The following is a 24,771-nucleotide window of genomic DNA, read 5'->3' on the forward strand; positions in this document are numbered from 1 at the left end:
GTGACGCGCTGGGTGTCCTGCGGATGCGACCTAGGGTGCGTCTCCCGAGTCGGCGAGCCGGCCCGCGAGGTCGACCAGCGTGGCGCGACGGTCGGCGTTCATCGCCTCCTCACACACCTCCTTACCGGTCCCCGGCGCGTGCAGCAGGTAGGGCCCCTCGGCCGGCGGCGTGCCCTGCGGCGTCCCGGCGGCGAAGCCGACGTGGTGGATCGACTTGCCCGGCCGAGCGAAGAAGAGCAGGTCGCCGGGCCGCGCGTCCGCGAGCGGGACCCGAACGGAGGCGTCCGCCTGGTCATGGGCGTCGCGCGGGACGATCCGGCCGAGCGCACGGAAGCTGATGTGCACCAGGCCTGAGCAGTCCAGGCCGAAGGCGCTCATGCCGCCCCACAGGTAGCTCAGGCCGACGAAGCTTCGCGCCGCCGCGAGGACGGCGCGCGTGTCGACGGGGTGGGCGTGGCCGGTCTGGCGTACGACACAGGCGGACGCGTCCAGGAAGGCGCTGCCACCGCCGGGAGTGGCGACCCGCACCCGTCCCTCGGCGTCGTCCAGGACCGGAAGGATCGTCGCGTAGGACAGCGCCGCGCTGACCAGACCCCGGGCGCCCGGGGCGGGCTCCAGCCGGGTCTCCTCGACCGTCACGACGGCCTCCCGCTCCGCCGGAGCGGCCGCCACGCTGACATGGGCCCGCGGCACCCAGCCGGGATAACCCCGCTCGTCGCGGTCCGAAGGTTGCCACGGCGCGACGACACGCAGCCAGTCGCGGTGTTCTTCGAGGACCTCGACCGGCTCGCCCGCCAACAACTGGGTGAGGATCCGGTCGTTCAGGTCACGTCGGGCCGGTGTGTCCAGACCGGCCGCCCAGGCACGCGGGTCGGGGTCCGCCGCGAGGATGGGCGCGTCGATCTCACGCGGCGCGTCGGGGTTGGTCCACAAGACGGTGGCGGCGACACCGATGGCTGTGCTCGCCTGGACGGAGAGATCGGGTGCGGGCATGGAGCCACGCTAGAGCCTGCGACCCCTCCGGCGCCGTGCGGTCCGGTTGCCGGATCAGGCCCTGTGGGCGCGATGGTCACCGCGGCCCGACTGGCGTCTGTGCCCGGGTTCGTCGCGCGAGCCGGCGCGCCTCGCGAAGTGGTAGGGGCGTGCGGGTGCCGGCGAGGGCACGACGTACGACCTCTACCGCGACGTCGGGATCAGTGCGCCAGCCCGCGTGGACGACCAAAGGCCGCCGTCCCCGCCTGGTTCGGACCCACGCACCGACCTGTTCCTCCGCCAGCCACAGGGGGCTCGCCGCGCCCTCCTCCTCACCGGGCCACTCGCCACTGGCGAGCAGGGGGCGGTGGGTGACTCCGACGGTGGGCAGGTCCAGCGCCGCCCCGAGGTGGTAGGCCAGACCGGCGCGGCGCGGATGGTCGCGGCCGGTGGCGTCGACCAGCATGACGTCGGGCCGGGGCTCGAGCGCTTCGACGGCGGCGGCCAGCGCCGGTCCCTCCCGCATCGCGAGGCTCCCGGCGACGTAGGCGGCGCCGGCGGTGTCGGTGCGGACGTGCCGGGCGATTCGCCGGCGACCGGCGTAGGTCACCGCGGCGACCCAGACCGGGTCACCCGGGCCGCCGGGCCCCTCGATACCTCGCGGGAAGCAGCAGAACGAACCGCCGATGAGCAGCGGCCGGTCGACGGGCGGGCGCCAGGGCTCCGGCGTACGGGCGGCCAGCGCGGTCTGGACGACGGCCAGCCCGTCGGCGTCCTCCGGCCACCAGGTTCCGGGCAGGTCCATACCTCCAGCAGACCAGACGGGCCGGCCGCGGGCGGTGCCGGGCGGACCTGGCCCGGTCCGACGGGCACCCTAGTCCTCGGTGGCGGTGAGCTCGTAGTGCAGTGTGCGCAGATGCTTGAGCCGGTGGAAGAGCGGCACGGCGACTCCCTGCAGGAACGGGTACTTCCGGCGCAGCGCGCGACGGATCGGGAGCGACTCCTGCGTCGACAGCAGTCGGGCGGTGGCCCGCATCGACGGCCCCGTCGGCCGGCCCATGCCGTTGGAGGGGGCGATCTCGACGTGCGGATCGCGACGGAGCCGCTTGTACTTGCCCGCCTTGTCGTAGGTGCGGAAGTAGGCCCGGTCTCCGTCGACGACGATGTTGACCGCGGTCGGCACCGGTGTGCCGTCCTTGCGGAAGGTCGTCAGGGCGATGGTCTTCTGGCGGGTGAACCGGGCGAACGGCGAGGCCGTGTCGGTGGTCATGGTGGTTGCCTCTCAGGGGACTGGCGAACGCTTACGCCGCCCAGACGAGGCCACCGCGGGTTTCGTGACAAGGTCCGGGACCGACCTTGGACCGGTGCCCGGGCCGCTGCCCTGACTACCCCTTCAGGCCGCTGACTCCCAGGCCGGGTGCCTGCGGGAGGACCAGGCGTGAACCGTCGTAGCTGACGCCGCCCACGACCGGGGAGCCAGCCAGCCACCAGGCGGCGTCCAGGTCGCTGGTCAAGGTGGTGCCTCGCGCGGCGACCAGGCTCGCCGCCGCGCCGACCCCGACCGGGCCCTCCATCATCGACCCGACCAGCGTCCCGATCCCGTAGGCGTCGGCGAGGTCGAGCAGGGTGCGGGCCGGAGCGAGCCCACCGCACTTGGCGAGCTTGACGTTGACCAGGTCGGCGGCGCGCCTGCGGATCACCTCCACGAGGTCGCGGACGCCGTAGACGCTCTCGTCCGCGAGGATCGGCGTCTGCACCCGGTCACTGACCCAGCTGAGACCGTCCAGGTCGGCGGCGGCGACGGGCTGCTCGACGAGTTCGACGTCGAGGTCGGCGTCCTCGAGCGCGCGGATCACCCGGACGGCCTCGCGGGGCGTCCAGCCCTGGTTGGCGTCGAGCCGGATCCGGACGTCCGCGCCGACGGCCTGGCGTACGGCGCTGACCCCGGCGACGTCGGCGGCTGGGCCCGCCTTCGTGCCGACCTTGACCTTGAGCACGTCGAAGCCGTCCTGGACCCGGGCCCGCGCGGTCGCGGCGAGCTCACCGGGTTCGGCGGCCGAGAGGGTGACGTCGGTGGGCACGCTGGTGGCGGTGCCGCCGAGCAGCCGGGCCAGGGGCACGCCGAGCCGGCGGGCGGCGAGGTCGTGCAGGGCGACGTCGAGTGCGCACTTGGCGTTCAGGTTGCCGACGACCGCGGCGGCGATCTCGTGGGAGCGGGCGGCGAGGTCGTCGGGATCAGCGCCGAGCACGACGTCGCGCAGAGGCCCGGACAGGCACGCCGCCGCACCCTCCATCGACTCACCGGTCACCCGCCAGACCTGCGGCGCCTCACCCCAACCGCTACGGCCGTCCTCGTCGACGACCTCGACGAGGACCGACTCCACCGCGGTGGCGCGGCGTAGGGCCGTGACGAACGGCGTGTGCAGTTCGGCTCGCATCGCATGGCAGCGCACGTCGGTGATCGGCACGGGACCGGACGTTATCGCAGCGGAGCACCGGGTTCGTCGTCGGTGAGCAGGTGGTCGACGAGGAAGAGCCGCGACCCGCCGTAGCGCAGCCGCATGAGGTAGGCGAGCACACCGGACAGCCCGACGTTGTAGTCGGCGACGACCGAGGTCAGCGTCTCGTCGGGGACCAGTGCGCGACCCTCGCGCCGGCAGTGTCGTACGGCCAGCAGCGGCACCAGGTCCTCGGCCCACGCGCGGTAGGTCGGGTCGGCCAGGATCTCGGCGGCGTCGAGGAGGTATTCGCCGTCACCGGCGAGGCCGTGGCAGGCCGAGGGGGAGGACCGCCAGCGCGCGCGGTAGACCGCGCCGGCCGCCGCCCGGGCGTACTCGCCGAACCGTTGTTCGCCGGTGACGGCGAGCAGCCTGAGCAGGAAGGTGCCGACGCCGGAGGATCCGCTGCACCAGTGCGGGAGGCGGTTCGCGTCCTCCGGGCCGACCGGCCACCAGGCCGCACCGTCCTCGTCGACTCGTGCGGCCCGGCAGAGCGTGTAGCCGGCCTCCGCGGCGAGTTCGACGTAGGCCGGTTCATCCAGGGCGGTGCCGAGCGCGAGCAGGGCGTAGCCGATGCCGGCGACACCGTGCGCGAACCCGTAGTGGTAACCGCCCGCGAGCTCCGACCCGAACGACGCGGGGACCGGCCAGGTCGGACCGTACGGTCCGGGTACGGCGGCCGCCCGCAGCGCCCGCCCGCAGGCGAGGGCCCGCTCGCCGAACTGTCCCTCGCGGGCGATCAGGGCGCCACCGGCGTCGCCGCCGGCCCGGGCGAGATACAGCTGGGTCAGGGCGGCGCCGGCCAGCCCGTGTGCGATGTCGGCGTTGGGCCAACTGGTCGGCAGCCGCAGCGCGAGCCGCTCGGCCTGAGCGAGCAGCGGCGGCTCACCGAGCGTGGCGGCGGCGTCAGCCAACACCCAGGCCACACCGGCCCGGCCGTAGTACAGGCCGGGCAGGGCCCGGTCGCCGCGCTCGCACCGGTCGGACAACCAGGCCGCGGCCTTGCGTGCAGCAGCGTCGAGACTCATCGACGCCACGTCGAAGGCGGCACCGTTGGCGTGGGCACGCAGCAGGACGGAGAGGACGCCCGCCGCTCCGTGTTGGACGTTGCGGGGGTCGGTCCGGGCGCCGAGGTCGCCCGAGGGCCACAGCCGCTCGTCGTCGGGGCGCATCGTCGCCAGCAGATGGTCGAGGCCGTCGGCGAGCAACTCCTCCGCGCCCGGCTGGTCGGCGGGAGCGGCCGGAGCGGCTGAAGCGGACGCACAGGTGGGCGCGAGGGGGTGCCGGCCGGCGAGGAGGGGTTCGAGTGCCGCGAGGTCACCGCGCTCCTCCGGCCGCGGCGCGAGCAGGGCGGTGATGGCGGGCCGGAGCAGCCGGGCCGTGTCGCCGTAGCGCGCGAGGACCGCCAGCCAGGCGGACAGCCGGTCGCGGACGGGTCGTCCCTCGTGCCGGCGCGGCTCCGCACCGCTGTCACCTTCGACGGGGAAGCGACCATCGACGGGTCGCGTCGCGGGTTCGCCCAGCCAGTCGAGGAGCCCCGGATCCTCCGTCCACGGGTCGGCGTCGCGCCTGGCCGAGACGGCGCCCGGCACGTCGGCCGGGAGCAGCGGATCGGCTCCGGTCGCGAGCAGGAACAGCAGACAGCCCAGGCCGTAGAGGTCCTCGGAGGTGGTGGCAGCGGTGCCGGTTCGCAGGTCGGGTGCGTGGTAGCCCGGCGCGACCGGGCCCGGCCCGGTCTGCCCGATCGGGGTGGCGGCCGCGGCCGAGGCGAGCCCGAGGGACCCGTCGAGGCCGACCAGGTACTGCGACGGATGCAGGTCGCGCAGCGCGACGCCCGCGCCATGAGCGGCACCGACCAGCGCGACCAGCCGTCGGGTCATCATCAGCGCGAGGTCGGCCGGCACACCGGCTCCACCGCTCGCGTGCCGGTGCACCCACTGCCGCAGGGTCTCACCAGCGACGTGATCCTGGACGAGGAACACGTCGCCCGCGGCAGCGAACACCACACGCGGGCGGGCCACCCGCAGGTGGCCGTCCAGGCGCCGGAGCATCCGCGCCTCGTGCAGCAGCCGGGACCGCGCGTCGGTGCCGGTGAGGTCGGCGTCGGCGTGCGCGCGGGCATGGCGGAGCACGACGTCGACCGCGGTGCCCGCGGCCTCCCCGGCCTCGCCACGGCCGCCTTCGTCGATGGCGAGGTAGCTGCCGCCGGTGGCGAGGTGCTCCAGGGCCTGACGTACGACATAACGCCGGTGCAGCCGGATCGCCTGGCCCGGGGCGAGTCCGTCGGGGGAGCCGAAGGGGCCGGCGGTCTCCGTGCCGTCCCACGGGCATGGTGCCCAGGTGGGCGGCGCGAACCACGCCTCGCCCCGGTCGGGGACGGTCGTGCCGTCAGGGGCGAGCAACGGCTGGCGCAACCGGCCGTCGTCGTCGAGCGCCTGGAACGGGTTGGTTGTGCCCTGGAAGCCACCGAACCGGTAGTGCACCACGCTGCCCGGCCGGACCGGACGCGCGGAGAGCACCCGCGGGCCGGGGATGCCGGCTGTGCGCGCGAGGAGTTCCTCGGCGATCTGGGCGAGTACGTCGTCGTCGCGCGGGTAGACAGTCAGCACTTTGCCCGAGTCGGCGCGTGGGCACGACCGGCCTCCGAGCCAGCCGACCAGCGCGACGGAGGGGGCGAAGGTGAACGCGGCCCGGTGGGCGCGCAGCACGGGCACCACCCGCTCGAGCATCGCGGGAACCGACTTCGGCGTCGCGGACACGTCCAACTGCCAGCCCTGCCGGCGTTCGGCGTGAGTGGCGGGAAGCGCGGTGTGCCACGGTGTTCCGCGCAGGATCCGCCAGGGGCGTTCGTGGGGGCGATCCAGCAGACGCGAGACCACGGAGGCCAGGTCGTCCCTGTACGGCGTCACTCGCTCACGCCTTTCGGTGTCGCTCGCGCACCCGAAACCAGATGACCGGCGTCGACGGTGACGACCGGGCAGCGGGCTCGTCGTGGTGGACCGCTCGTGGATTCCCCCTCCACCGCGCGATCACACACACACTTTAGGTGCTCATACGACTACCAACAGCGCGGGGCCAGCGCAAGACTTACAGTGATATTTTTCGCGCATTAGGTAACCGTGAGTTACTTTCGCGGAGGCTGAGAAAGGCCGTGCCGGTCCGCCCAACTCGCCGCCGCCACCCGCGCGACCACGGCGCATCCGGCGGCGTCGTCCAGTTCGGCGCTCACGCACGTGACCAGGACGTAGGGCTGCGCGTCGGTGGGCAGGACGAGGGCCGCGCTGTGGCGGACGTTGTCGACCCAACCGTTCTTGTGCGCGACCGCGGTGCCCGGCGGAAGTCCCTGGACGACGTCCGCGGTCATCTCCTGGTCGAGCAGGACCTCCAGCATCTGCGCACACGCGGTCGGCGAAGCCAGTGTGCGGGCCTGCAGCGCCCCGAGCATGCCGGCCAGGTCGGCGGCCGTGACCAGGTTGGAGCGACCCGCCTCCTGGGCGGCGTAGTCCTGGATGCCGCGGGTCACCACCGAGTGCCGCGCACCCGTGGCCGCCCAGGCCGCCGCCGCGGCGGGCAGCCCCACGCGTTCCAGGACGAGATTGGTGGCGAGGTTGCTGGACCGCACGATCATCCGGCGGACCAGCCAGCGCAGGGAGGCGGCGCGGCCGAGGCGCTCCCACGGCTGCGGATCACTGTCGTAGTCGGCGGTCGCGTGGTAGATGGCACCGTCGCCGACCGCCGAGGCGAAGTCGTTGTGGACGCGCACCTCCTCATCGAGGTCGAGTGCACCCTCCTCGGCGAGCCGGTACGCCGCCGCCATCACCGCGAGCTTCATCGTGCTGGCGGCGTTGTGGGTCGCGTCCGGTTCCCGGACGTAGGCCGGTGGCCCACAGGGCGGACCACACCACACCGACACCACGCCGGGCAGGGCAGCGAGGTCGGCTTCGAGGGCGGACAGCGTTGGTGGGTGACCTGGCAGGTGACCTGGCGAGGCGATCGGCGGGGAAGTCGGCCGGCCGGGGCCCGGTCGCGCCGAGGGTGCGGGTGCGCTCATCGGCTCAGTCTGTCTGGTCGAAGACCCGCTGCACCATGGTCAGCGCGGCCCGGGCGTCGACACCGAGGGCGCGGGCTCTCTCGACGTAGGCCCGGGCGGCGTCCCGGAGCGGGTCGGCCTGCCGGCCGGGGGTCGCGGCGACCACCGTGCCGTGTCGTCGGGCGGTCGCCAGGATCCCCTCCGCCTCGAGTTCCTTGTAGGCGCGCGCGACCGTGCCCGGTGCGATGCGAAGGTCGGTGGCCAGCTGGCGGATCGCGGGCAGCCGCGCCCCGACCGGCAACTGTCCGGCCTCGACGAGTTCGAGGATCTGGTCGCGGACCTGCCGCCAGGGTGGCGCGGTGCTGCCGGCGTCGACGGCGATGCGGGCGGCCCACTCGGGTGTCGAACTCACCTGTGGCCCTCGCGGTCTGGCATCGGCGTACTCCCTGCTCGTGACGGTCTTCTCCGGACCCGGTTGTCGGGCTGCTCGGCGGACGTGTGCGGTCGTGCCCGGCCGGCACCCAAGAATGCGCTGGCCGAGATCGGCACGCAAGGCTGGCACACAGGCGTCATCCGGGCGCACGCAGGCGGGAGAACAGGGGCTGCCCGGTGGTGTGTGGCGGCGAAGCGTACGGGAAAGTAGGCCCGTCGAACGAGCGGGACGTCCGTCCCGGGCAGGAGGAGTCGCATGGGTGAGTGGCGGGATCTGCACGACGGCTGGGTGCTCTCGGCGGCGGGCGGAACAGACGACGTCCCGGCCGAGGTCGCCGGTGCCGAGGTGGCGGCAACGGTTCCGGGCTGTGTGCACACCGACCTGCTCGCCGCCGGCCTGATCCCCGATCCCTATCTCGACCGCAACGAGTACGACCTCGCCTGGATCGGTCGCATGGACTGGCGTTACACCACGACGTTCGACTGGGCCCCGGGCGATGACGACCGCGTCGACCTCGTCTGCGAGGGCCTGGACACCGTGGCGAGCATCGAGCTCAACGGCCAGCCGGTCGGCACCACCCAGAACATGCACCGGTCCTACCGCTTCGACGTGGCGAGCCTGCTCCGCGAGGGCAGCAACGACCTCGTGGTGACGTTCTCCTCGGCGCTGAGGTACGCCGAGCAGATGCGGGACAAGCTCGGCAACCTGCCCGGGCCGAACTCCGCCACTCCCGAGCCGTTCAACTTCATCCGCAAGATGGCCTGCAACTTCGGCTGGGACTGGGGCCCCGTCCTGGTCACGGCCGGCATCTGGAAGCCGATCCGGCTGCACAGCTGGAGCACCGCGCGCCTGGCCCGGGTGCGACCGCTGGTGACGGTGGAGGAGGGCGTCGGCCGGGTGCGCGTGCTCGCCGACATCGAACGCGTGGAAGGCGAGGACAGCCCGCTGAACCTCGTCGCCTGGCTCGCGGGCGCGAGGGCCCAGATCGAGGTCGCCGAGGGCGCCCTGTCCGCGGAGCTGGACCTGGAGGTGCGCGACCCTGACCTGTGGTGGCCGCACGGGCACGGTGACCAGCCGTTGTACGACCTCGAGGTCGCGCTGATCCCGAGTGTGGTCGACGGCGCCGAGGAGGCCCACGAGGACGTCTGGGCGCGGCGTATCGGTTTCCGTCAAGTCGAACTTGACACCGCTCCGGACGCGGCCGGTGCCGAGGCGGGCTCGGCGTTCACGATCCGCGTCAACGGCGTACCCGTGTTCGCCCGCGGCGCCAACTGGATCCCCGACGACTGCTTCCCGACCCGCGTGGACGCCGGTCGTTACCGCGCTCGCCTGCAACAGGCCAAGGACGCCAACATCGACCTGCTCCGCGTGTGGGGCGGCGGGCTCTATGAGAAGGAGGAGTTCTACCAGGCCGCCGACGAGCTCGGCATCCTTGTCTGGCAGGACTTCCTGTTCGCCTGCGCCTCCTACCCCGAGGAGTCCCCGATCGGTGAGGAGGTCGAGGCGGAGGCCAGGCAGAACGTCGCCCGCCTGATGCCGCACCCGAGCCTGGTGTTGTGGAACGGCAACAACGAGAACATCTGGGGCTGGTTCGACTGGGGTTGGCAGGCGCGCGTCGGTGACCGCACCTGGGGCAAGGGCTACTACCTGCAGGTGCTGCCCGAGGTCGTCGCCCAGACCGACCCGACCCGCCCCTACTGGCCGGGCAGCCCCTACTCCGGGACGTTCGACATCCACCCGAACGCCGACGAGCACGGCTGCAAGCACGTCTGGGACGTGTGGAACCAGCGCGACTACAGCGGCTACCGCGACTACGTGCCGCGCTTCGTCGCGGAGTTCGGCTTCCAGGGTCCACCGACCTGGGCGACGCTGACCCGTGCCGTCCACGACGAGCCGCTGGCCCCGGACTCGCCTGGGGTGCTGAGCCACCAGAAGGCGACCGAGGGAAACGACAAGCTGGCCCGTGGTCTCGCCCCGCACTTCCCGGAGCCGGCGACCGTGGAGGACTGGCACTGGATGACCCAGCTCAACCAGGCGCGGGCGCTGACGTTCGGGATCGAACACTTCCGTTCCCACCGCGGCCGCTGCATGGGGACCGTGGTCTGGCAGCTCAACGACTGCTGGCCGGTCACGTCCTGGGCGGCGGTCGACGGTGACGCGCGGCGCAAGCCGCTGTGGTACGCGCTGCGTGACGTCTACGACTCGCGGCTGCTGACGGTCCAGCCGCGGGAGAACGGGCTCGAGGCCATCTTCGTCCACGAGGGCACCGCCGACGACAGCTCCACCTGGGCGACCGAGGTGGTCCTCGAACGCCGCAGCTTCGCCGGCGAGGTCTTCGGACACTGGTCGACCTTGGTCGAGGTCGAGGCGGGATCGACCGCGTCGGTACGGATTCCGGCCGACGTGGCCACCCCGACCGACCCGCTGAGCGAACTGCTCATCGTCACCGCGGGGGACCGGCGTACGACGTGGTACTTCGGGGAGGACAAGGACCTCGCCTACCCCGATGCCGACCTCGACGTGGACGTCACCACGCACGGCTCGGAGACGCGGGTACGGGTGACGACGCGGACGCTGGTGCGCGATCTCGCCGTCTTCGCCGACCGGCTCGACCCGGCCGCCAGCGTCGACGACATGCTCGTGACGCTGCTGCCGGGGGAGTCGCACACGTTCCGGATCAGTGGGCTCGGCCGCGAGGTGAGCGCCGAGGAGGTCGGTCGCGCACCCGTGCTCCGCTGCGCCAACGACGTCCGCGCCACGACGTCCGGCTGAGCTGAGCCCACTCTGGGCCTAACTCTGGGCCCCACTCGTGGCCCGGAGTGGGCCACTTTGGCCTGAACGTTCCCGGGCGGCGGCCGAGCGAGCCTCGGCCGCCGCCCCCAGCGCGATCCGCACCATCGCCGCCGACGGGCATTTCGAAGCAGCCTCGGAACCGGATGTGCCGACCTCGCCGTACGGTGAGGGGAGGGGAGCAAGAGGCTGGGGGTGTCGTGCCTACTCCGCTGCGAGGACGCCAGCGGCAGATCGGTGTGTTCGACGACTGGTTGCGGGAGCGATCATCGGGCCGTGGCGGCGTCGCGGTGATCGACGGCACCACCGGGATCGGCAAGACCAGGATGCTCGAAGAGGTGGCCCATCTGGCCGGCGAGCGCGGTTTCACCGTCGCGTTGGGCCGAGCCGACCGGATGGGCGGCGCGGCACCTCTCGCCGTACTGCTGGACGCCCTGATGGGCACGGACCCGCCCCTGGTGACCCCGGGCGGCCTGGCCGACCTGACCACCCTCGTCGACCAGCGGTTGTGGCTGCTCGACCGGATCCGTACGGCGCTGGAGGGCCGGTCCACCCAAGCGCCGGTCCTCGTCGCGATCGACGACCTGCACTGGACGGACCTGCCGAGTCTGTGGGCGATCGGTGCGCTCGTCACCCAGCTCACGTCCGAGCGGGTGGCGTGGCTGTTCACCCGCCAGTCGGCGTACCCCAGTGGTGAACTCGCCGCACTCCTCGCGAAACTGCGCGCAGTGGACCTCCTCGAGGTCACCCTGGGGCCGTTGTCAGCCGAGGCGGCGCGCGCGGTCGCCGAGGACCTGCTCGGCGCCGCACCCGACGAGCGCCTGCGCGGGCTGATCGAACAGGCGGGGGGTTGCCCGTTCCTGGTGTCGGAGGCGGTACGTCTCGCGGCCGAGAGCGAGGAGAGCCCGTCTGGGGTCGAGTCCGTGCCGACGCCGCTGGTCCCGTCCGGTCACCGCCGGCTGCCGCGGCTCGATCCCGCGGCGATGCGGGTGCTCGAGGTCGGCGCCATCTTCGGGCAGCGGTTCTCGCTTCGGGACGTCGCCATGGTGCTCGACGAGCCGGCGGCCCGACTGCTCCCGGCGATGCGGACCCTCCTCGACTCGGGCCTGCTCCGCGACGACGGTGGCCGGCTGGCGTTCGCCCACGAGTTGCTCTGGCAGTCCGCCTACGACCAGATACCCCCTTCCGTGCGCGGCGCCTACCACCGCGAGGCGGCCCGCACCCTGCTCGCCTCCGGCGCCGCGCCGTTGGAGGTCGCCCGGCACGTGTTCGCGGGCGCCTGGCCCGGCGACGACGAGGCCGCCGACGTGTTGCTGAGCGCTGCCCGGGAGGCGGTTTCGCGGGCCCCGGCCACGGCTTCCGACCTGTACACGCAGGTGTTGACGCTGCTTCCCGAAGGCAGCGCCGAGCGCACCCGGGTGGTGGTCGAGGCGGTGCCGGCGCTGACCCAGGCCGGCCGCCTGGAGCAGGTCCGGGAGGTGGCGCGGGGGACACTGGCCGCCGGTGTCGACTGGGCGAGCGAAGCCGACATCCGGCACAAGGCCGCGATCGCGGAGTCCCTCGGCGGGAACTTCCCCGCCGCCCTCGCGCAGGCCCGGGCCGGCCTGGAGCGTCCAGGGATGCCGGACGCGCAGGCCGCTCTCCTGCGTGGCACCGAGGCTCTCGAACTCGCGTGGATGATGGACTTCGCTCCCGCCATGCTCAGCGCTCGCCTCGCCGTCCGTCAGGGTGAGGGGGCGGGAGAGCGCCTCGCGGTCAGCATGGGCCTCATCGCGGAGGCGATGGCCCAACGCCTGCAGGGCCAGCTCACCCACACGCTCACGCTGATCGAGCAGGCCTCCGCCGACCTCGTCGGCCTGGACACCCAGGCCGCCCGCTGGCTGAACCCGAGGCGTTGGCAGGCGTGGCTGCTCACCGGCCTGGACCGTTTCGAGGAGGCGGATGCCGCGCTCGCCGTCGCCCGCCACGACCTGGAGGCCTACGGGCTGGGATTCATGCTCAACACCTGGCACGGTTACACCGCGCTCCTGCGGTTGGCCGAGGGCCACCTCGACGACGCGGTGGCGGCGGCGGAGGCCGCGGTGGAGATCAGCGAGCAGCTGCGCAACACCGCGCTGTGGCCCTCGGCGCTTGCCGTCCTCGCCCGGGTCGCGCTCAGTCGCGGGGACATCGAGGCCGCACGAGGGTACGTGGACTATCACCCGCCCTACGGTGGGAGCATCTTCGACCTCGACCTGGACCTCGCCCGCGGCATGGTCGCCGACGCCACGGGCGACCCGGGTGCAGCGGTGGAGACGATGCGGCCCCTGTGGAGGACGTTCCCCGATCACTTCGGGATCCTCGCCATGGAGCCGCCGACCGCCGCGACCCTCGTCCGCATCGCGCTCCGTGCGGGAAGGCGGGACGTCGCCACCGTCACGGTGGAAGCCTCCACGCGGCTCGCCGAACTCAACCCGCGCGTCGCCTCGGTGACCGGCGCCGCCGCCCACGCCGCCGGTCTGCTCCACGACGATCCCGACGAACTGGTCCAGGCGGCGCTGCACTACCAGGCCGGTCCGCGACCTCTGGCGCGGGCCGGGGCCTGTCTGGACTCCGCGGTCGCGCTCGTCGCCCACGGCCGGCAGGACGAGGCGGTACCCCAGTTCGAACACGCCCTGCGGGTCTTCACCCGCGCGGACGCCACGGCGGAGGCCGAGCGGGTACGCGTCCGCCTCCGCGCCCTGGGTCAGCGGCGACAGGACCGGGCGATCCCCGCGCGCCCGACCACCGGGTGGGCCGCCCTGTCAGAGTCCGAACTACGCGTGGCCCGGCTGGTCGCCGCCGGCCTCACCAACCGGGCGGTGGCCGACCGGCTCAGCCTCTCGCCGCACACGGTGGACTCCCATCTCCGCCACATCTTCGCCAAGCTCCGCATAAACACCCGGGTCGACCTCACCCGCGCGGTTCTCGCGCATGAGGCGACGGTGAGCGGCTCCCTCGCCTGAGCGGCTGATGCCGGGCGGCGAACCCCCGTGCCGGGCACAGACCTCGCGGGCCGGCACGTATCGGTCCGGCCGGCTCATCGTCGAACCGTGGAAGCCGCTTGGTCGTACTGTGGTTGTGTCCGACGTTGGTGGTGGTAGCCGTGGAATCGTCTCGGCTGTACGGACGTGAGGACGAACGCCACGTTCTTCGCGCCTGGTTGCGGCGCATAGCCGAGGGTTCGGCCGGATCAGCGGTGATCGAGGGGCCGAGCGGCATCGGAAAGTCGAGTCTGCTCGAGGAGCTGACCGCCACCGCGGTCCGCGACGGGTTCGCGGTCGTGGCGGCGCGGGCCGACCGACTGGGTGGGGCGGCACCCCTCGCGCTGTTGACCGACGCGTTCCGGGACAGCCACCCGCCCCTGCTCTCCCGTGCCGACCTTCGTGACCTCGCGCGGCTGGAGGACCAACGCATCGGGCTGCTCGACCGGCTGGGCACCGCGCTCGAACGACAGGCGATCCGCCGGCCGGTTCTGGTGACGTTGGACAATGCCGAGTTGACCGATCACGCGACGGCGTGGGCACTGGCCGCGCTCGCCAGGCGGCTGCGGACACTGCCGATCGGATGGCTGGTCACCGGCGAATGGCAGCATGTCGCGGCCGACGCGTGCCCCCTGCTCACGGACGAGAAGACCCCCGAACCCCTCGTTGTGAGGCTGGGTCCACTCTCCGACGACGCCTCGGAGGAACTCGCGGGCGACCTGCTCGGGCACGCACCGGACCAGCGGCAGCTCGAGCTCGTCCACCGCGCCGGGGGAAGTCCGTTCCTGGTCGTGGAGGCGGTTCGCTCCAGCCTCGGCATGCGCGGGCGCGAACCACGCCACCCGAAGGCGGAGGACACCAGCTCCGTCGCCACGCGACTGGCGGCCATGGATGTGCCCTCTCGTCAGCTGCTGGAGGTCGGTGCCGTCTTCGGTCGGCGGCTCACGCTGGCCCATGTCGCCACGATGCTCGACCAGCCACGTGACACTCTGCGACCGGCGATGCGGGAACTCCTTAGCCGCGGCGTCCTCGTGGAGGACGGCGACCAGTTGGCCTTCGCACACGAGCTGCTGTGGCAGCTCGTCTATGACAACCTGCCCGCGACCGCGCGCGAGGTCCTCCATCACGACGCGGCGAAGGTGCTCCTGCGCGACGGGGCCTCGCCCCTGGACGTCGCGGGCCATGTCTGGGCCGGGGCCCGGCCTGGCGACATCGAGGCCGCCGACCTGCTCCGGCGCGCTGCCCGGGAGGCGGTCCCACGGGCCCCGAGGGTCGCCGCCGACCTCTACGACCAGGCACTCAGCATCGCCAACCGGCCCGGCCCGGAGCGGACCGAGACGATCGTGGAGGCGGTGCCGGTGCTGGCCCAGGTGGGGCGGCTGGACCACATCAGCGGGCTGGCCGAGGCCGCGGTGGAGGCCGGCATGACCCCGGAACGCGAAGGAACCATCCGCTACACCCTCGCTGTCTGGGAGTACTTCAGAAGGCGTCACAACGCGTCGTTCCGCCAGGCCTACAAAGGACTGGAACGCCAGGACCTGCCCCCCTCCGCACGCGCCCTCCTGCAGGCGATGCAGGCGCTGATCCTGTCGGTCACCGGAAGGATCGAGGAGTCCCTGCACGTTGCCCGAGAGGCCATGGCGGCCGGCGAGGGAGCCCACAACCTCGACGCCATGAGCGTGGCGGTGTGGGCGGAGGGCGTCGCCCTGCGGATGGTCGGGCGGTTCACCGAATCCGAGGTCTGCACCCGGGAGGCGGTTCGCCTCGCGACGGAGGCCGGCCCCGCCGAGGCGCGCCGACTGGCGCCACGGCGCTGGCTCGGACAGTTGCTCATCGTCATGGACCGCGTCGACGAGGGCATGACCGAGCTCAACGCGGTGCGTCAGGACATCGGCACCTTCGGGCTCGGCTGGATACTCAACCCGTGCCACACCGACACCGCACGCTCCCTGCTGTTCATGGGTCAGCTCGACGAGGCGCGGGCCGAGGCCGAGGCGGCGGTCAGCGTCGCGGAGGAGCTGGAGACGACGCTTCTGCTTCCCACGGCGCGCGCGGTCCTCGCCGGCGTTGCACTGCTACGGGGAGACCTGCACCAGGCCCGTGGGCTGGCGTTCGCCGCGTCGGAGCGCAGCGAGAACGTGTACGAACTGGAGCTCGACCTGTTGCGCGGCCTTGTCGCCGACGCCTCCGGCGACTCCGCGGGGGCGATCGAGGCGCTGGTGCCGATCTGGTCGGCGTTCGTCGACCACTTCGGGATCCTCGCCATCGTCCCGACGACCGCGGGTGACCTGGTGGGGGTCGCGCTCCGCGCGGGCGAACCCGACTACGCCGACCTCACGACGCGCGCGATCACCCGACTGGCCGAGCTCAACCCGAACGTGCCCTCCATCCAGGCCGCGGCCGCACACGCGGCGGGCCTGCGCGACGACGACCCGGGCCAGCTGATGTGGGCGGCCGCGCGGTTCGCGGCCGACCGCCGGTTCCTGGCCGCGGCCCACGCGTTCGAGGACGCGGGCGTCCGGCTGCTCGCCCACGGGCGGCTCGCCGACGCCGTCGACCACCTGGACCGGGCGCTGCGGCTGTACGCGGACATGGACGCGGGTGCCGGCGTGGAGCGGATCGGAGCCCAGCTGCAGGCGGTGGGTGTCCATCCGCGTCTCACCCGTCTTCGCCCGCCGTCGGGCTGGGCGGCGCTGTCCGCGCCGGAGGAGCGGGTCGCCCGGCTGGTCGCCGACGGCCTGACCAACCGGGCGGTCGCCGACGAACTCTTCCTTTCGCCCCATACGGTCGACTCGCACCTGCGGCACATTTTCACCAAGCTGGGCGTGAAGACCCGGGTCGAGCTGACCCGGGTGGTCCTCGAACAGCGGCCGCCGGAGCCGCCCCGACGCTCCGCATAGCGCGACGAGCGCGACCTTCGTTCGATCCGCGCCGATCCGCAGCGAAACGCCCGATACCGGGGCTGTCCGGGTGGGGTGGCCGCTCCGCGCCGTGCTCCGCGGCGATCGGCCACGGTCAGTTGGCGCGCTTACGTGATGGTCGCGAGCTCCGACGGAGCGAGTCTTGGTTGTGTCACAGCCAGTAACCCGTTTTGGGACCGAGGAGGACACGTCGTCCGAGCGGCGCCGCAGCCGCGGCCGCTTGGGGCTGGATGGGGAGTTGACGGCGAACTCCCTGGGGGCCACCGCCTGCGACGACGCGGGGAGAAGCGCGCCGGATGTTCGACCATGACCAGGCAGAGAGACTGCCCGTACAGGAGTGCATGCGTCTTCTGGGGGAGACGCCCATCGGACGGGTCGCGTTCACCGACCAGACCCTTCCGGCGGTCGCGCCGATGAACTTCGCCGTGGACGGCGACTGTGTCATCGTCCGCACGCGCGGGAGTTCGAAGTTCCTCACCGCCGTGCACGAGTCGGTCGTGGCGTTCCAGGCCGACCAGATCGACGTGGACCATGGCCGCGGATGGAGTGTGACGGGCGTGGGCCACGCCGAGGTCGTCACCGACGCCGACGACATCGCGAGGTTCTCCTCGCTGTCCCTGCACGCATGGGGGTCGGATTCGACCTCGCGTTTCGTACGGATCCGGCTGGAAGCCGTCTGGGGCAGGCGGGTCGGCGTCGCCTCCGGTTGAGCACCGGCACGCCGAACCCGCCCGGCCCCTTCCGACCCGGTTAGGGCACGACCTGGATCTTGCGGCCGACACCCGCCTTGAACTGCTCCAGCGCCGCGGCGTAGTCGCTGAGCGGGAACCGGTCGCTGATCATCACCTCCGGACGCAAGGCGCCGTTGACGAAGAGGTCGCCCGCGCGTTCGAAGCTGTGGAGCACCGCCATCGAGCCGGTGATCGTGATCTCCTGGTTGTAGATCTTGTACGGCTCCACCTGGACCCGCGCGTCGTAGGCCGCGACACCGAACTGCAGGAACGTGCCGCCGCGCCCCACCCGTCCGAGTCCGTCCTGGATGGCGGCGGCGACACCGGTGCAGTCGATCACGACGTCCCAGCCGCGGGGGAAGCCGCCGAGGAGTTCGTCGGCGCTGGTCGCCGTGGCGGAGCAGCCGAGCTCACGAGCCGTCTCGAGCCGGGCCGGGTTGATGTCGACGACGTTCACCGAACCGGCACCGGCACGCTTGGCGAGCTCCATCATCATCAGACCCATGGTGCCGGCGCCGTAGATCAGGTAGTGGTCGGCGAGGACGCGGGGGAGTACGTCGAACCCGCGCACCGCGCACGAGAGCGGCTCGATCAGGGCGGCCTGCCCCGTGTCGACACCCTCGGGCAGCCGGTAGCAGTTCTTCACCGGCGCGACGGCGTACTCCGCGGCGCCACCGGCGGTGGTCACCCCGATCGCCGCCCAGTTCTCGCACAGGTTGCCCCGAGCCCGGCGGCAGTAGTGGCACTCACCGCAGTGCAGCGACGGGTCGACCGCCACCCGGTCGCCGGTGGACAGTTCGGTGACCTCCGCCCCCACCGCGACGACCTCCCCGGCGAACTCGTGGCCGGGGACGACCGGAAGCGTCGGCGCGAACTCTCCCTCCAGGATGTGCAGGTCGGTCCCGCAGATCCCACACGCGAAGACCCGTACGACGACGTCGCGGGGCCCCGGAGTCGGATCCGGGACGCTCTCGACACTGACCTGACCGGGTGCGCTGATGACGGCGGCTTTCACCGGGTTACCCCTTTTCTGTTCTCTGCTCGGGCCCTACTCGTCTGGTGCTCGGGTCTCGTACTCAGGTGCGCCCGGGTGTCACGCCCGGGCGGCGCTCAGGTCTGGTCGTTGGGGTGCACCATCGCCTTGATGGTGGTGGGATCGGTGGCCGCGGCGGTCAGCGCCTGCTCGGTCCCGGACAGGCCGAAGTGGTGGGTCGCCAGCCGGTCCAGGTCGATCTGGCCGCTGGTGGCGAGGCTGATGGCGGTCGGCCAGGTGTTGGCGTAGCGGAAGGTACCGGTCACCTCGATCTCGCGGTTCTGGACGTGCGCGAGCGGCAGCGGGATCTCGTCACCCCCCATGCCGACCAGGACCACACGCCCTGCCCGACCGACCCGCCGGATCGCCTCGCCGATCGCCGGAGGGTGACCGGAGCACTCGATCAGTACGTCGGCCTCCACGCCAGCCTCGGCGAGCGTGGTCGCGCTCACGTCCACGGTCACCGCGCCGAGTTCGCGGGCGATCGCGAGTCGCCGCGGACGGACGTCGCTGACGACGACCTCGCTGGCTCCGAACACCCGGGCCGTCTGCAAGGCGACGAGCCCGATCGGACCGGCGCCGGTGATGAGCACCCGAGTGCCGGGAGTCACCCGCGCCTTGCGTGCGCTCCACACCCCCACCGAGAGCGGTTCGAGGAGCGCGGCCGCGTCGTCGGAGAGCGCGTCGGGGACGGCGTGGGCGAACTCCTCGTGCAGCACGACGTACTCGCAGAAGGCGCCGTCGATCGGCGGGGTGGCGAAGAACCGCATGGCGGGGCAGAGGTTGTAGCGGCCGAGGCGGCACTGCGCGCAGGTGAAACAGGGAACGCCGGGTTCGAGTGAGACACGTTGCCCCACCTCGTGCAGGCTGGCCCCCGGGCCGGCGCCGACGACCACGCCGCTGGCCTCGTGCCCCAGGACGAGCGGCGCGTCGACGACGAAGTCGCCGATCCGGCCGTGCTCGTAGTAGTGCACGTCGGAGCCGCAGGTGCCGACGGCGCTCACCCGGATGAGCACCTCCCGCTCGCCGGGCACCGGAACGGGTCGTTCCTCGAGGACGAGGTCCTTCACGCCGCGCAGCACCGCGGCACGCATGGTCGGGGGAACCGGCTCCGGCATCGTCGCGCCCACTTTCATCTCGTCTGGACCACCACGACCGTACCGATCACGCCTGGCCGGCCACAGCCGACGTCGGCCTGTGTCGCGAGCTGGTCCCGCGACGCCACCCGACCCACCGGCCCATCTGCCGCCCCCGGGTCAGCGGCCCCAGGTCATCGCCTTCGGGCCGGCGGCGGCGCAGACGCGGTGAGGGGAGCGCCGGGGCCGGCGACTATCGTGCGAGCCGGGAACCGTGTGAGCCGACAGGTCAGTGGAGAAGGGGCGGTGGTTTGGGCGTGATCCTCACCCTCACCCCGAACCCCGCGATCGATCGGACGCTGGAGGTCCGGAGCCTGGCCACCGGCGCGGTCAACCGGGCGGTGACCTCCCACGTCGAGCCCAGCGGGAAGGGCGTCAACGTCACGCGGGCACTCGCCGCCAACGACATACGTTCCCAGGCGATCCTGCCGATCGGCGGTGTGGAGGGCGCCCAACTGCGCCAACTCCTGGACGACGAGTCCGTCTCCTTCGTCGGCGTCCCGATCTCCGATCCGATCCGGGTGAACATCTCGGTCGCCGCGCCCGGCGGAGTCGTCACCAAGATCAACGAGCCGGGACCCACCCTGACCTGGGCCGAGGGTGAGGCGCTGGTCGAGAGCGTGCTCACCCACCTCGGCCGCACCGACTGGGTGGTCGCCTCGGGCAGCCTCCCGCGCGGCATCAGCGCCGACTTCTACGCCGAACTCGCCGAACGGGTGCACCACGCGGGTGGGCACCTGGCCCTGGACACCAGTGGAGCCGCGCTGCGGCGCGGCATGGAGGGCCAGCCCGACCTCGTCAAGCCCAACCTGGAGGAACTCGCCGAACTCGCCGGTGAGCCGTTGCCCACCATCGACGCCGTGCTCACAGCCGCCACGAAGGTGAGCCAGACCACCGGGGGCAGCGTGCTGGTGAGCCTCGGCGCGGCCGGTGCCGTTCTGGTCGGCGCCGGATCCCCGCTGCATGCCGAGGCGACCGGGCGGGTCCCGGTCCGCAGCACCGTGGGTGCTGGTGACAACCTGCTCGCCGGTTACCTCGCCGCGCAGGGTGAGCCGTCGCAGCGGCTCCGCGAAGCGGTCGCCTGGGGGAGCGCGGCCGTCCGGTCCACCCGCAGCCTCGCCCGCCCGGTCACCGATGGTGACCGACGGACCGTCGTCCTCCACCCGGCGCCGGATCCGCGCCGTCCGCTCTGATCAACCCACCCGTTAGGTTCCGAACGTGCGCACTCTCGTCATCGGCGATCACTACATTCCGGCCGCTCCCTACGTCGACGCGCTGACCGCGCAGGGTCTCGACCCGGCCGGCATCCGCACCGTCGACTGGGCCGGTGGCAAGGCCGACCAGCACGCCGCCCAGCAGCGGATGGAGCACGAGGGTGCCAACGCGGTCCCCGTTCCGACCGAGATCGTCGAGGCGGTCGGGGACGCCGAGGCGCTCGCCCTGCACTTCGCCCCGGTCCCGGCCGCGGTCCTCGACGCCGGCGAGGCGCTTCGTGCCGTGGTGGTCGCCCGTACCGGTCTGGAGAACATCGACGTGGCGGCCGCGACCGAACGCAAGGTGGCAGTCGTCCCCGTCCACGGACGCAACGCCTCCGGCGTCGCCGAACTCGCGATCGGCCTGATGATCAGCGAGGGACGAGACGTCGCCCGCGCCGACGCCTCGGTGAAGGCAGGTGGCTGGCGCAAGGACTTCGGTGGCCCTGGAACAGAGATCGGCGGCAGCACCATCGGCCTGGTCGGCTTCGGCCACGTCGGCCGGGAGCTGGCCCGCAGGCTGAGCGGGTTCGACGTCCGGCTGCTCGTCAGCGACCCCCACGTCAGCGACGACGCCCTCGCCGCCCACGCCGCCGTCCGGGCCGACCTGGACACCGTCTTCCGCGAGTCCGACTTCGTCCACGTGCTGGCCCGGCTGACCCCGGAGACCGCACGCTTCATCGGGGCCGAGCAGTTCGCGTTGATGAAGCCCACGGCCTACTTCGTCAACACCTCCCGAGCCCGCCTCGTCGACCACGACGCCCTCTACGCCGCGCTCGCCGCCGGCCGGATCGCCGGTGCCGGACTCGACGTCTACGACAACGAACCGCTCCCTGCCGACAGCCCCTGGCGCCAGCTGGACAACGTGACCCTCACGACCCACTTCGGCGGCGAGACCCACACCACGAACCTGCGTTCGGCCCGGCTCGTCGCACAGGCCATCGCCGAACTCGACCGCAGCGGCCGGGTCGCCAGCGCGGTCAACGCCGGCGCCCTGGGCTGGGTCTGACCGTGGCGGCCGACCTCCTGCTCGGAATCGACGCCGGCCAGACCGTCACCAAGGCCTGCGTCTTCGACCGCGAGGGCCGCGAACTCGGCAGGGGAAGCGCGCGGGTCCAGGTCTCCAGCCCGCACCCCCACTGGGTCGAACGTGACCTCGAGGACGTGTGGCAGGCGACGACGGCGGCGATCCGCGCCGCACTGGTGGCGGCGACCGTGCCGGGCAGCAGGATCGCCGCGGTCGGCATCGTGGGTCACAACGACGGGCTGTACCTCCTGGACGAGGCGGGCCTCCCGGTCCGCGCCGGCGTCACCGCGATGGACACCCGCGCCCATGACGTCCTCGAGGAGTGGCGCGCGGGTCCGGTCTGGTCGCGCGCCCTCGAACTCACCGGCCAGGTGCCCTACGCCGGGTCGCCGTCCGCGCTGCTCGCGTGGTTCGCCCGCCACGACCCCGACGTTGTGGAGCGCACCCGGTGGGTGCTCTTCTGCAAGGACTGGTTGCGCTACCGACTGACCGGTCAGGTGGCGACCGACCCGAGTGAGGCGAGCGCGGCGTTCACCTCGGTGCGCACCCAGGACTACGCCGCCGAGGCGCTGGACCTGTACGGACTGCCCGGCCTCGCTGACAAGCTGCCGCCGTTGGTGGCCAGCCACGCCGTCGCGGGCGAGATCACCGCGGTCGGTGCGGACGCCACCGGTCTCCTGCCGGGCACGCCGGTGGTGACGGGCGCGCACGACGTCGACGGCACCGCGGTCGGACTGGGCGCCGTACGCCCGGGGCTGCTGTCTCTCGTGGCCGGAACGTTCAGCATCAACCAGGTGGTCAGCACCGAGGTGGTCGTCGACGAACGCTGGCAGGCGCGCAGCTTCGTCGAGCCGGGGCGCTGGCTCACCATGTCGACCTCACCGTCCTCGGCGACGAACCTGGACTGGTGGCGCGGCGTCTTCGGCCTGGCCGCCGACGACGACGCCTACGCCGTGCTCGAAGCCGAGGCCGCCGCGGCGCTCGGCGGGCCGAGCCAGTTGATCTACCACCCGTTCCTCTACGGCTCTCCCTACGGCGAGACCGCGAGCGCGGCGTTCCTCGGTGTTCGCGGCTGGCACGGCCGGGGCGACCTCGTACGCGGCCTGCTCGAGGGTGTGGTCCTTGGACACCGCGTCCACGTCGACGCGCTGCGGGAGCGCTTCGCACTGGAGGACGTCGCCCGCCTCTCCGGTGGCGCGGCGCGCAGCGAGGTCTGGTCCCAGATGTTCGCCGACGCACTCGACGTCGAGATCGAGGTCGCCGACGGCTCGGAGGCCGGTGCACGAGGAGGCGCACTGTTGGCCGCACTCGGCGTCGGCTGGTACGACTCACTCGAGCAGACCGCCGACACTGTCCGGATCATCCGGCGTCACCAGCCCGCACCCAAACGCCGTCAAGTCCTCGATGACGCCTATGCGCGGTTCGTCGCGACCGCAGCCGCGCTGCGCCCGTTGTGGGAGGTCCACCAGAGCGCGGGTTCGGCATGACACCCCAGGTCAGGGCTACCATGCGCCCATGTCCGCACTGAACCACAACACCGAGGGCTCGAAGTTCGTCGAGCTGCTCCACGCGCAGGTCCGCAACGAGTTCAACGCTCACCAGCAATACGTCGCCCTGGCCGTCTGGTACGACGCGGAGGATCTTCCGCGCCTGGCCGCGCACTTCTACCGGCAGGCACTGGAGGAGCGCAACCACGCGATGATGATCGTGCAGTACCTCCTCGACCAGGACGTGCGGGTCCGCATCCCCGGAGTCGACGAGATCCGCAACGACTTCGCCAACCCGCGCGAACCGGTCGCCCTCGCCCTCGCCCAGGAGCGGCAGGTGACCGAGCAGATCGTCACCCTCGCCAAGGCCGCTCGCGACGAGGGCAACTACATCGGTGAGCAGTTCATCCAGTGGTTCCTGAAGGAGCAGGTCGAGGAGGTCTCCTCGATGTCGACGCTTCTCTCGGTTCTCGATCGCGCCGGCGACAACATCTTCCACGTCGAGGACTTCCTCGCTCGCGAGAACGTCGGCGACCAGGGTGCCACCGACACCAACGCCCCGGCGGCGGCCGGCGGGTCCATCTGAGCGCTGTCCAACGAGCCGTCAGTCGGCTCGCCCCGACCCGGCGATCGCCGTGGCGATCGCGTGGGCGAATCCGGCCGGATTGTCGTAGGTCATTCCGTGCCCCGCCGCGGGCACCACGTGGATCCCGACGCTCGCCTCCCGCAGACCCGACAGGTCGTAGTTCTGCGTGCCTTCCCCCACCAGGACCGCCCGGTGCATCGGCGCCGCGACCAACTGCTCGCGCAGCGTCGGCCGCCGCTCGGCCAGCATCGAGACCGACGTGAGATACATGCCGCGCTTGGACCAGCGACCCGTGGTGGCGTGGAAGACCGACATCCCCGCCGTTCGGTCGTCCCGGTCGATCACGGCACGAAGCGCGTCGTAGCCGCGGGTGGTGAAGGCCTCCTCCGACTGGTTGGCGACATGCCGGCTCAGGTAGCCCACACCCGGATCGAGGTTGGGCTCGGCGGCGACGAGCGTGCCGACGAGGTCGGGGCGACGGTGCGCCAGGGAGATCGCCACGCCACCGCCGAGACTGTGCCCGACGACCGTGCATCCACGTAGGTTCAGCGCGTCGAGGACGACGGCGACCGCGTCCGCGTGCTCCTCGATGGTGTAGCCGAAGTCGGCGGGGTCACTCCAGCCGGTGCCCACCAGATCGACCAGCAGCGACCGCGCTCCGCGCAGCCGCACCGAGGTGGCGACCTCGGCGAAGTCCGCGGAGGCCGCCCCACCCAGGCCGGCGAGGTAGACCCGGACGGGTTCCTGCCCGTGCGAGCCGTCCACGCCGTCGCCGTGGGTGTCGCCCGCCAGGTCGAGATAGCGCATCCAGGTGTCGAGGTGGGGGAGGAGAACCGCGCGCATACCTCGAAGCATGCCGCAGCCCGGCCGGC

At 72.4% G+C, this 24,771-nt stretch carries 18 protein-coding genes; 8 read left to right on the plus strand and 10 right to left on the minus strand.

What is annotated here, in order from left to right; genetic code table 11:
• Positions 1–30: 30 nt before the first annotated feature.
• From HEB94_RS31700 to HEB94_RS52825, 7 genes are all read right to left on the minus strand, one after another.
• Positions 31–993 carry a C40 family peptidase gene (locus HEB94_RS31700; protein WP_192753272.1) on the minus strand — a complete coding sequence of 321 codons (963 nt, stop codon included), beginning with the start codon at positions 991–993 and terminating at the stop codon, positions 31–33.
• 76 nt (positions 994–1,069) lie between these two features.
• Positions 1,070–1,777, minus strand: a complete 708-nt coding sequence (locus HEB94_RS31705) for an endonuclease V (protein WP_192753273.1) — start codon at positions 1,775–1,777, stop codon at positions 1,070–1,072.
• Positions 1,778–1,846: 69 nt separating this feature from the next.
• Positions 1,847–2,242, minus strand: coding sequence for a PPOX class F420-dependent oxidoreductase (locus HEB94_RS31710; protein WP_192753274.1), 396 nt, complete (start codon positions 2,240–2,242; stop codon positions 1,847–1,849).
• 115 nt (positions 2,243–2,357) lie between these two features.
• Positions 2,358–3,440: a dipeptide epimerase gene (locus tag HEB94_RS31715; RefSeq protein WP_192753275.1), complete on the minus strand. Its 1,083-nt coding sequence runs from the start codon at positions 3,438–3,440 to the stop codon at positions 2,358–2,360.
• An 11-nt stretch (positions 3,441–3,451) separates the two neighbouring features.
• Positions 3,452–6,379, minus strand: a complete 2,928-nt coding sequence (locus HEB94_RS31720; RefSeq protein WP_192753276.1) for a class III lanthionine synthetase LanKC N-terminal domain-containing protein — start codon at positions 6,377–6,379, stop codon at positions 3,452–3,454.
• 215 nt (positions 6,380–6,594) lie between these two features.
• The gene (locus HEB94_RS31725; protein ID WP_192753277.1) at positions 6,595–7,521 is read right to left on the minus strand and encodes a serine hydrolase; all 927 of its coding nucleotides are present in this window, start codon (positions 7,519–7,521) and stop codon (positions 6,595–6,597) included.
• 4 nt (positions 7,522–7,525) lie between these two features.
• The gene (locus HEB94_RS52825; protein ID WP_337918077.1) at positions 7,526–7,912 is read right to left on the minus strand and encodes a GntR family transcriptional regulator; all 387 of its coding nucleotides are present in this window, start codon (positions 7,910–7,912) and stop codon (positions 7,526–7,528) included.
• A gap of 276 nt (positions 7,913–8,188) precedes the next feature.
• Here HEB94_RS52825 and HEB94_RS31735 point away from each other — a divergent pair, with 276 nt between their 5' ends.
• The 4 genes from HEB94_RS31735 to HEB94_RS31750 all read left to right on the plus strand — a co-directional run bounded on the left by HEB94_RS31735 (position 8,189) and on the right by HEB94_RS31750 (position 17,356).
• Positions 8,189–10,705, plus strand: coding sequence for a glycoside hydrolase family 2 protein (locus HEB94_RS31735; protein ID WP_192753278.1), 2,517 nt, complete (start codon positions 8,189–8,191; stop codon positions 10,703–10,705).
• 218 nt (positions 10,706–10,923) lie between these two features.
• A complete protein-coding gene (locus HEB94_RS31740) occupies positions 10,924–13,707 on the plus strand; it encodes an AAA family ATPase (RefSeq protein ID WP_192753279.1) in 2,784 nt (927 codons plus the stop codon).
• A gap of 140 nt (positions 13,708–13,847) precedes the next feature.
• Complete coding sequence (locus HEB94_RS31745; RefSeq protein ID WP_192753280.1) at positions 13,848–16,625, plus strand: AAA family ATPase; 2,778 nt, start codon at positions 13,848–13,850, stop codon at positions 16,623–16,625.
• A 362-nt stretch (positions 16,626–16,987) separates the two neighbouring features.
• The gene (locus tag HEB94_RS31750) at positions 16,988–17,356 is read left to right on the plus strand and encodes a pyridoxamine 5'-phosphate oxidase family protein (RefSeq protein WP_238361690.1); all 369 of its coding nucleotides are present in this window, start codon (positions 16,988–16,990) and stop codon (positions 17,354–17,356) included.
• A gap of 40 nt (positions 17,357–17,396) precedes the next feature.
• On the opposite strand, the gene HEB94_RS53785 is transcribed toward HEB94_RS31750, so the two are convergent.
• Both HEB94_RS53785 and HEB94_RS31760 read right to left on the minus strand, forming a co-directional pair.
• Positions 17,397–18,392 carry an alcohol dehydrogenase catalytic domain-containing protein gene (locus tag HEB94_RS53785; protein ID WP_192753282.1) on the minus strand — a complete coding sequence of 332 codons (996 nt, stop codon included), beginning with the start codon at positions 18,390–18,392 and terminating at the stop codon, positions 17,397–17,399.
• Positions 18,393–18,487: 95 nt separating this feature from the next.
• Positions 18,488–19,540: an NAD(P)-dependent alcohol dehydrogenase gene (locus tag HEB94_RS31760; protein ID WP_337918078.1), complete on the minus strand. Its 1,053-nt coding sequence runs from the start codon at positions 19,538–19,540 to the stop codon at positions 18,488–18,490.
• A 263-nt stretch (positions 19,541–19,803) separates the two neighbouring features.
• On the opposite strand from HEB94_RS31760, the gene HEB94_RS31765 reads away from it, so the two are divergent.
• The 4 genes from HEB94_RS31765 to HEB94_RS31780 are packed head-to-tail and all read left to right on the plus strand — an operon-like array spanning position 19,804 to position 23,899.
• Positions 19,804–20,739, plus strand: a complete 936-nt coding sequence (locus HEB94_RS31765) for a hexose kinase (protein ID WP_192756792.1) — start codon at positions 19,804–19,806, stop codon at positions 20,737–20,739.
• Between the two features lie 25 nt (positions 20,740–20,764).
• A complete protein-coding gene (locus tag HEB94_RS31770) occupies positions 20,765–21,808 on the plus strand; it encodes an NAD(P)-dependent oxidoreductase (protein ID WP_192753283.1) in 1,044 nt (347 codons plus the stop codon).
• A 2-nt stretch (positions 21,809–21,810) separates the two neighbouring features.
• Positions 21,811–23,313 (plus strand): FGGY family carbohydrate kinase, encoded by a 1,503-nt coding sequence (locus HEB94_RS31775; protein WP_192753284.1) that lies wholly within the window; start codon positions 21,811–21,813, stop codon positions 23,311–23,313.
• A 28-nt stretch (positions 23,314–23,341) separates the two neighbouring features.
• The gene (locus HEB94_RS31780; protein WP_192753285.1) at positions 23,342–23,899 is read left to right on the plus strand and encodes a ferritin; all 558 of its coding nucleotides are present in this window, start codon (positions 23,342–23,344) and stop codon (positions 23,897–23,899) included.
• Positions 23,900–23,917: 18 nt separating this feature from the next.
• Here the strand turns inward: HEB94_RS31780 and HEB94_RS31785 are convergent, their stop codons facing one another.
• A complete protein-coding gene (locus HEB94_RS31785; RefSeq protein ID WP_192753286.1) occupies positions 23,918–24,742 on the minus strand; it encodes an alpha/beta fold hydrolase in 825 nt (274 codons plus the stop codon).
• Positions 24,743–24,771: the final 29 nt, after the last annotated feature.

The sequence above is a fragment of the Actinopolymorpha pittospori genome (assembly GCF_014873875.1).
GTDB lineage: Bacteria > Actinomycetota > Actinomycetes > Propionibacteriales > Actinopolymorphaceae > Actinopolymorpha > Actinopolymorpha pittospori.

Excerpts from the sequence above, each read along its gene's own strand:
- HEB94_RS31700 (WP_192753272.1), bottom strand. The coding sequence starts at position 993 with ATGCCCGCACCCGATCTCTCCGTCCAGGCGAGCACAGCCATCGGTGTC.
- HEB94_RS31705 (WP_192753273.1), bottom strand. The coding sequence starts at position 1,777 with ATGGACCTGCCCGGAACCTGGTGGCCGGAGGACGCCGACGGGCTGGCC.
- HEB94_RS31710 (WP_192753274.1), bottom strand. The coding sequence starts at position 2,242 with ATGACCACCGACACGGCCTCGCCGTTCGCCCGGTTCACCCGCCAGAAG.
- HEB94_RS31725 (WP_192753277.1), bottom strand. The coding sequence starts at position 7,521 with ATGAGCGCACCCGCACCCTCGGCGCGACCGGGCCCCGGCCGGCCGACT.
- HEB94_RS31735 (WP_192753278.1), top strand. The coding sequence starts at position 8,189 with ATGGGTGAGTGGCGGGATCTGCACGACGGCTGGGTGCTCTCGGCGGCG.
- HEB94_RS31750 (WP_238361690.1), top strand. The coding sequence starts at position 16,988 with ATGCGTCTTCTGGGGGAGACGCCCATCGGACGGGTCGCGTTCACCGAC.
- HEB94_RS31780 (WP_192753285.1), top strand. The coding sequence starts at position 23,342 with ATGTCCGCACTGAACCACAACACCGAGGGCTCGAAGTTCGTCGAGCTG.
- HEB94_RS31785 (WP_192753286.1), bottom strand. The coding sequence starts at position 24,742 with ATGCGCGCGGTTCTCCTCCCCCACCTCGACACCTGGATGCGCTATCTC.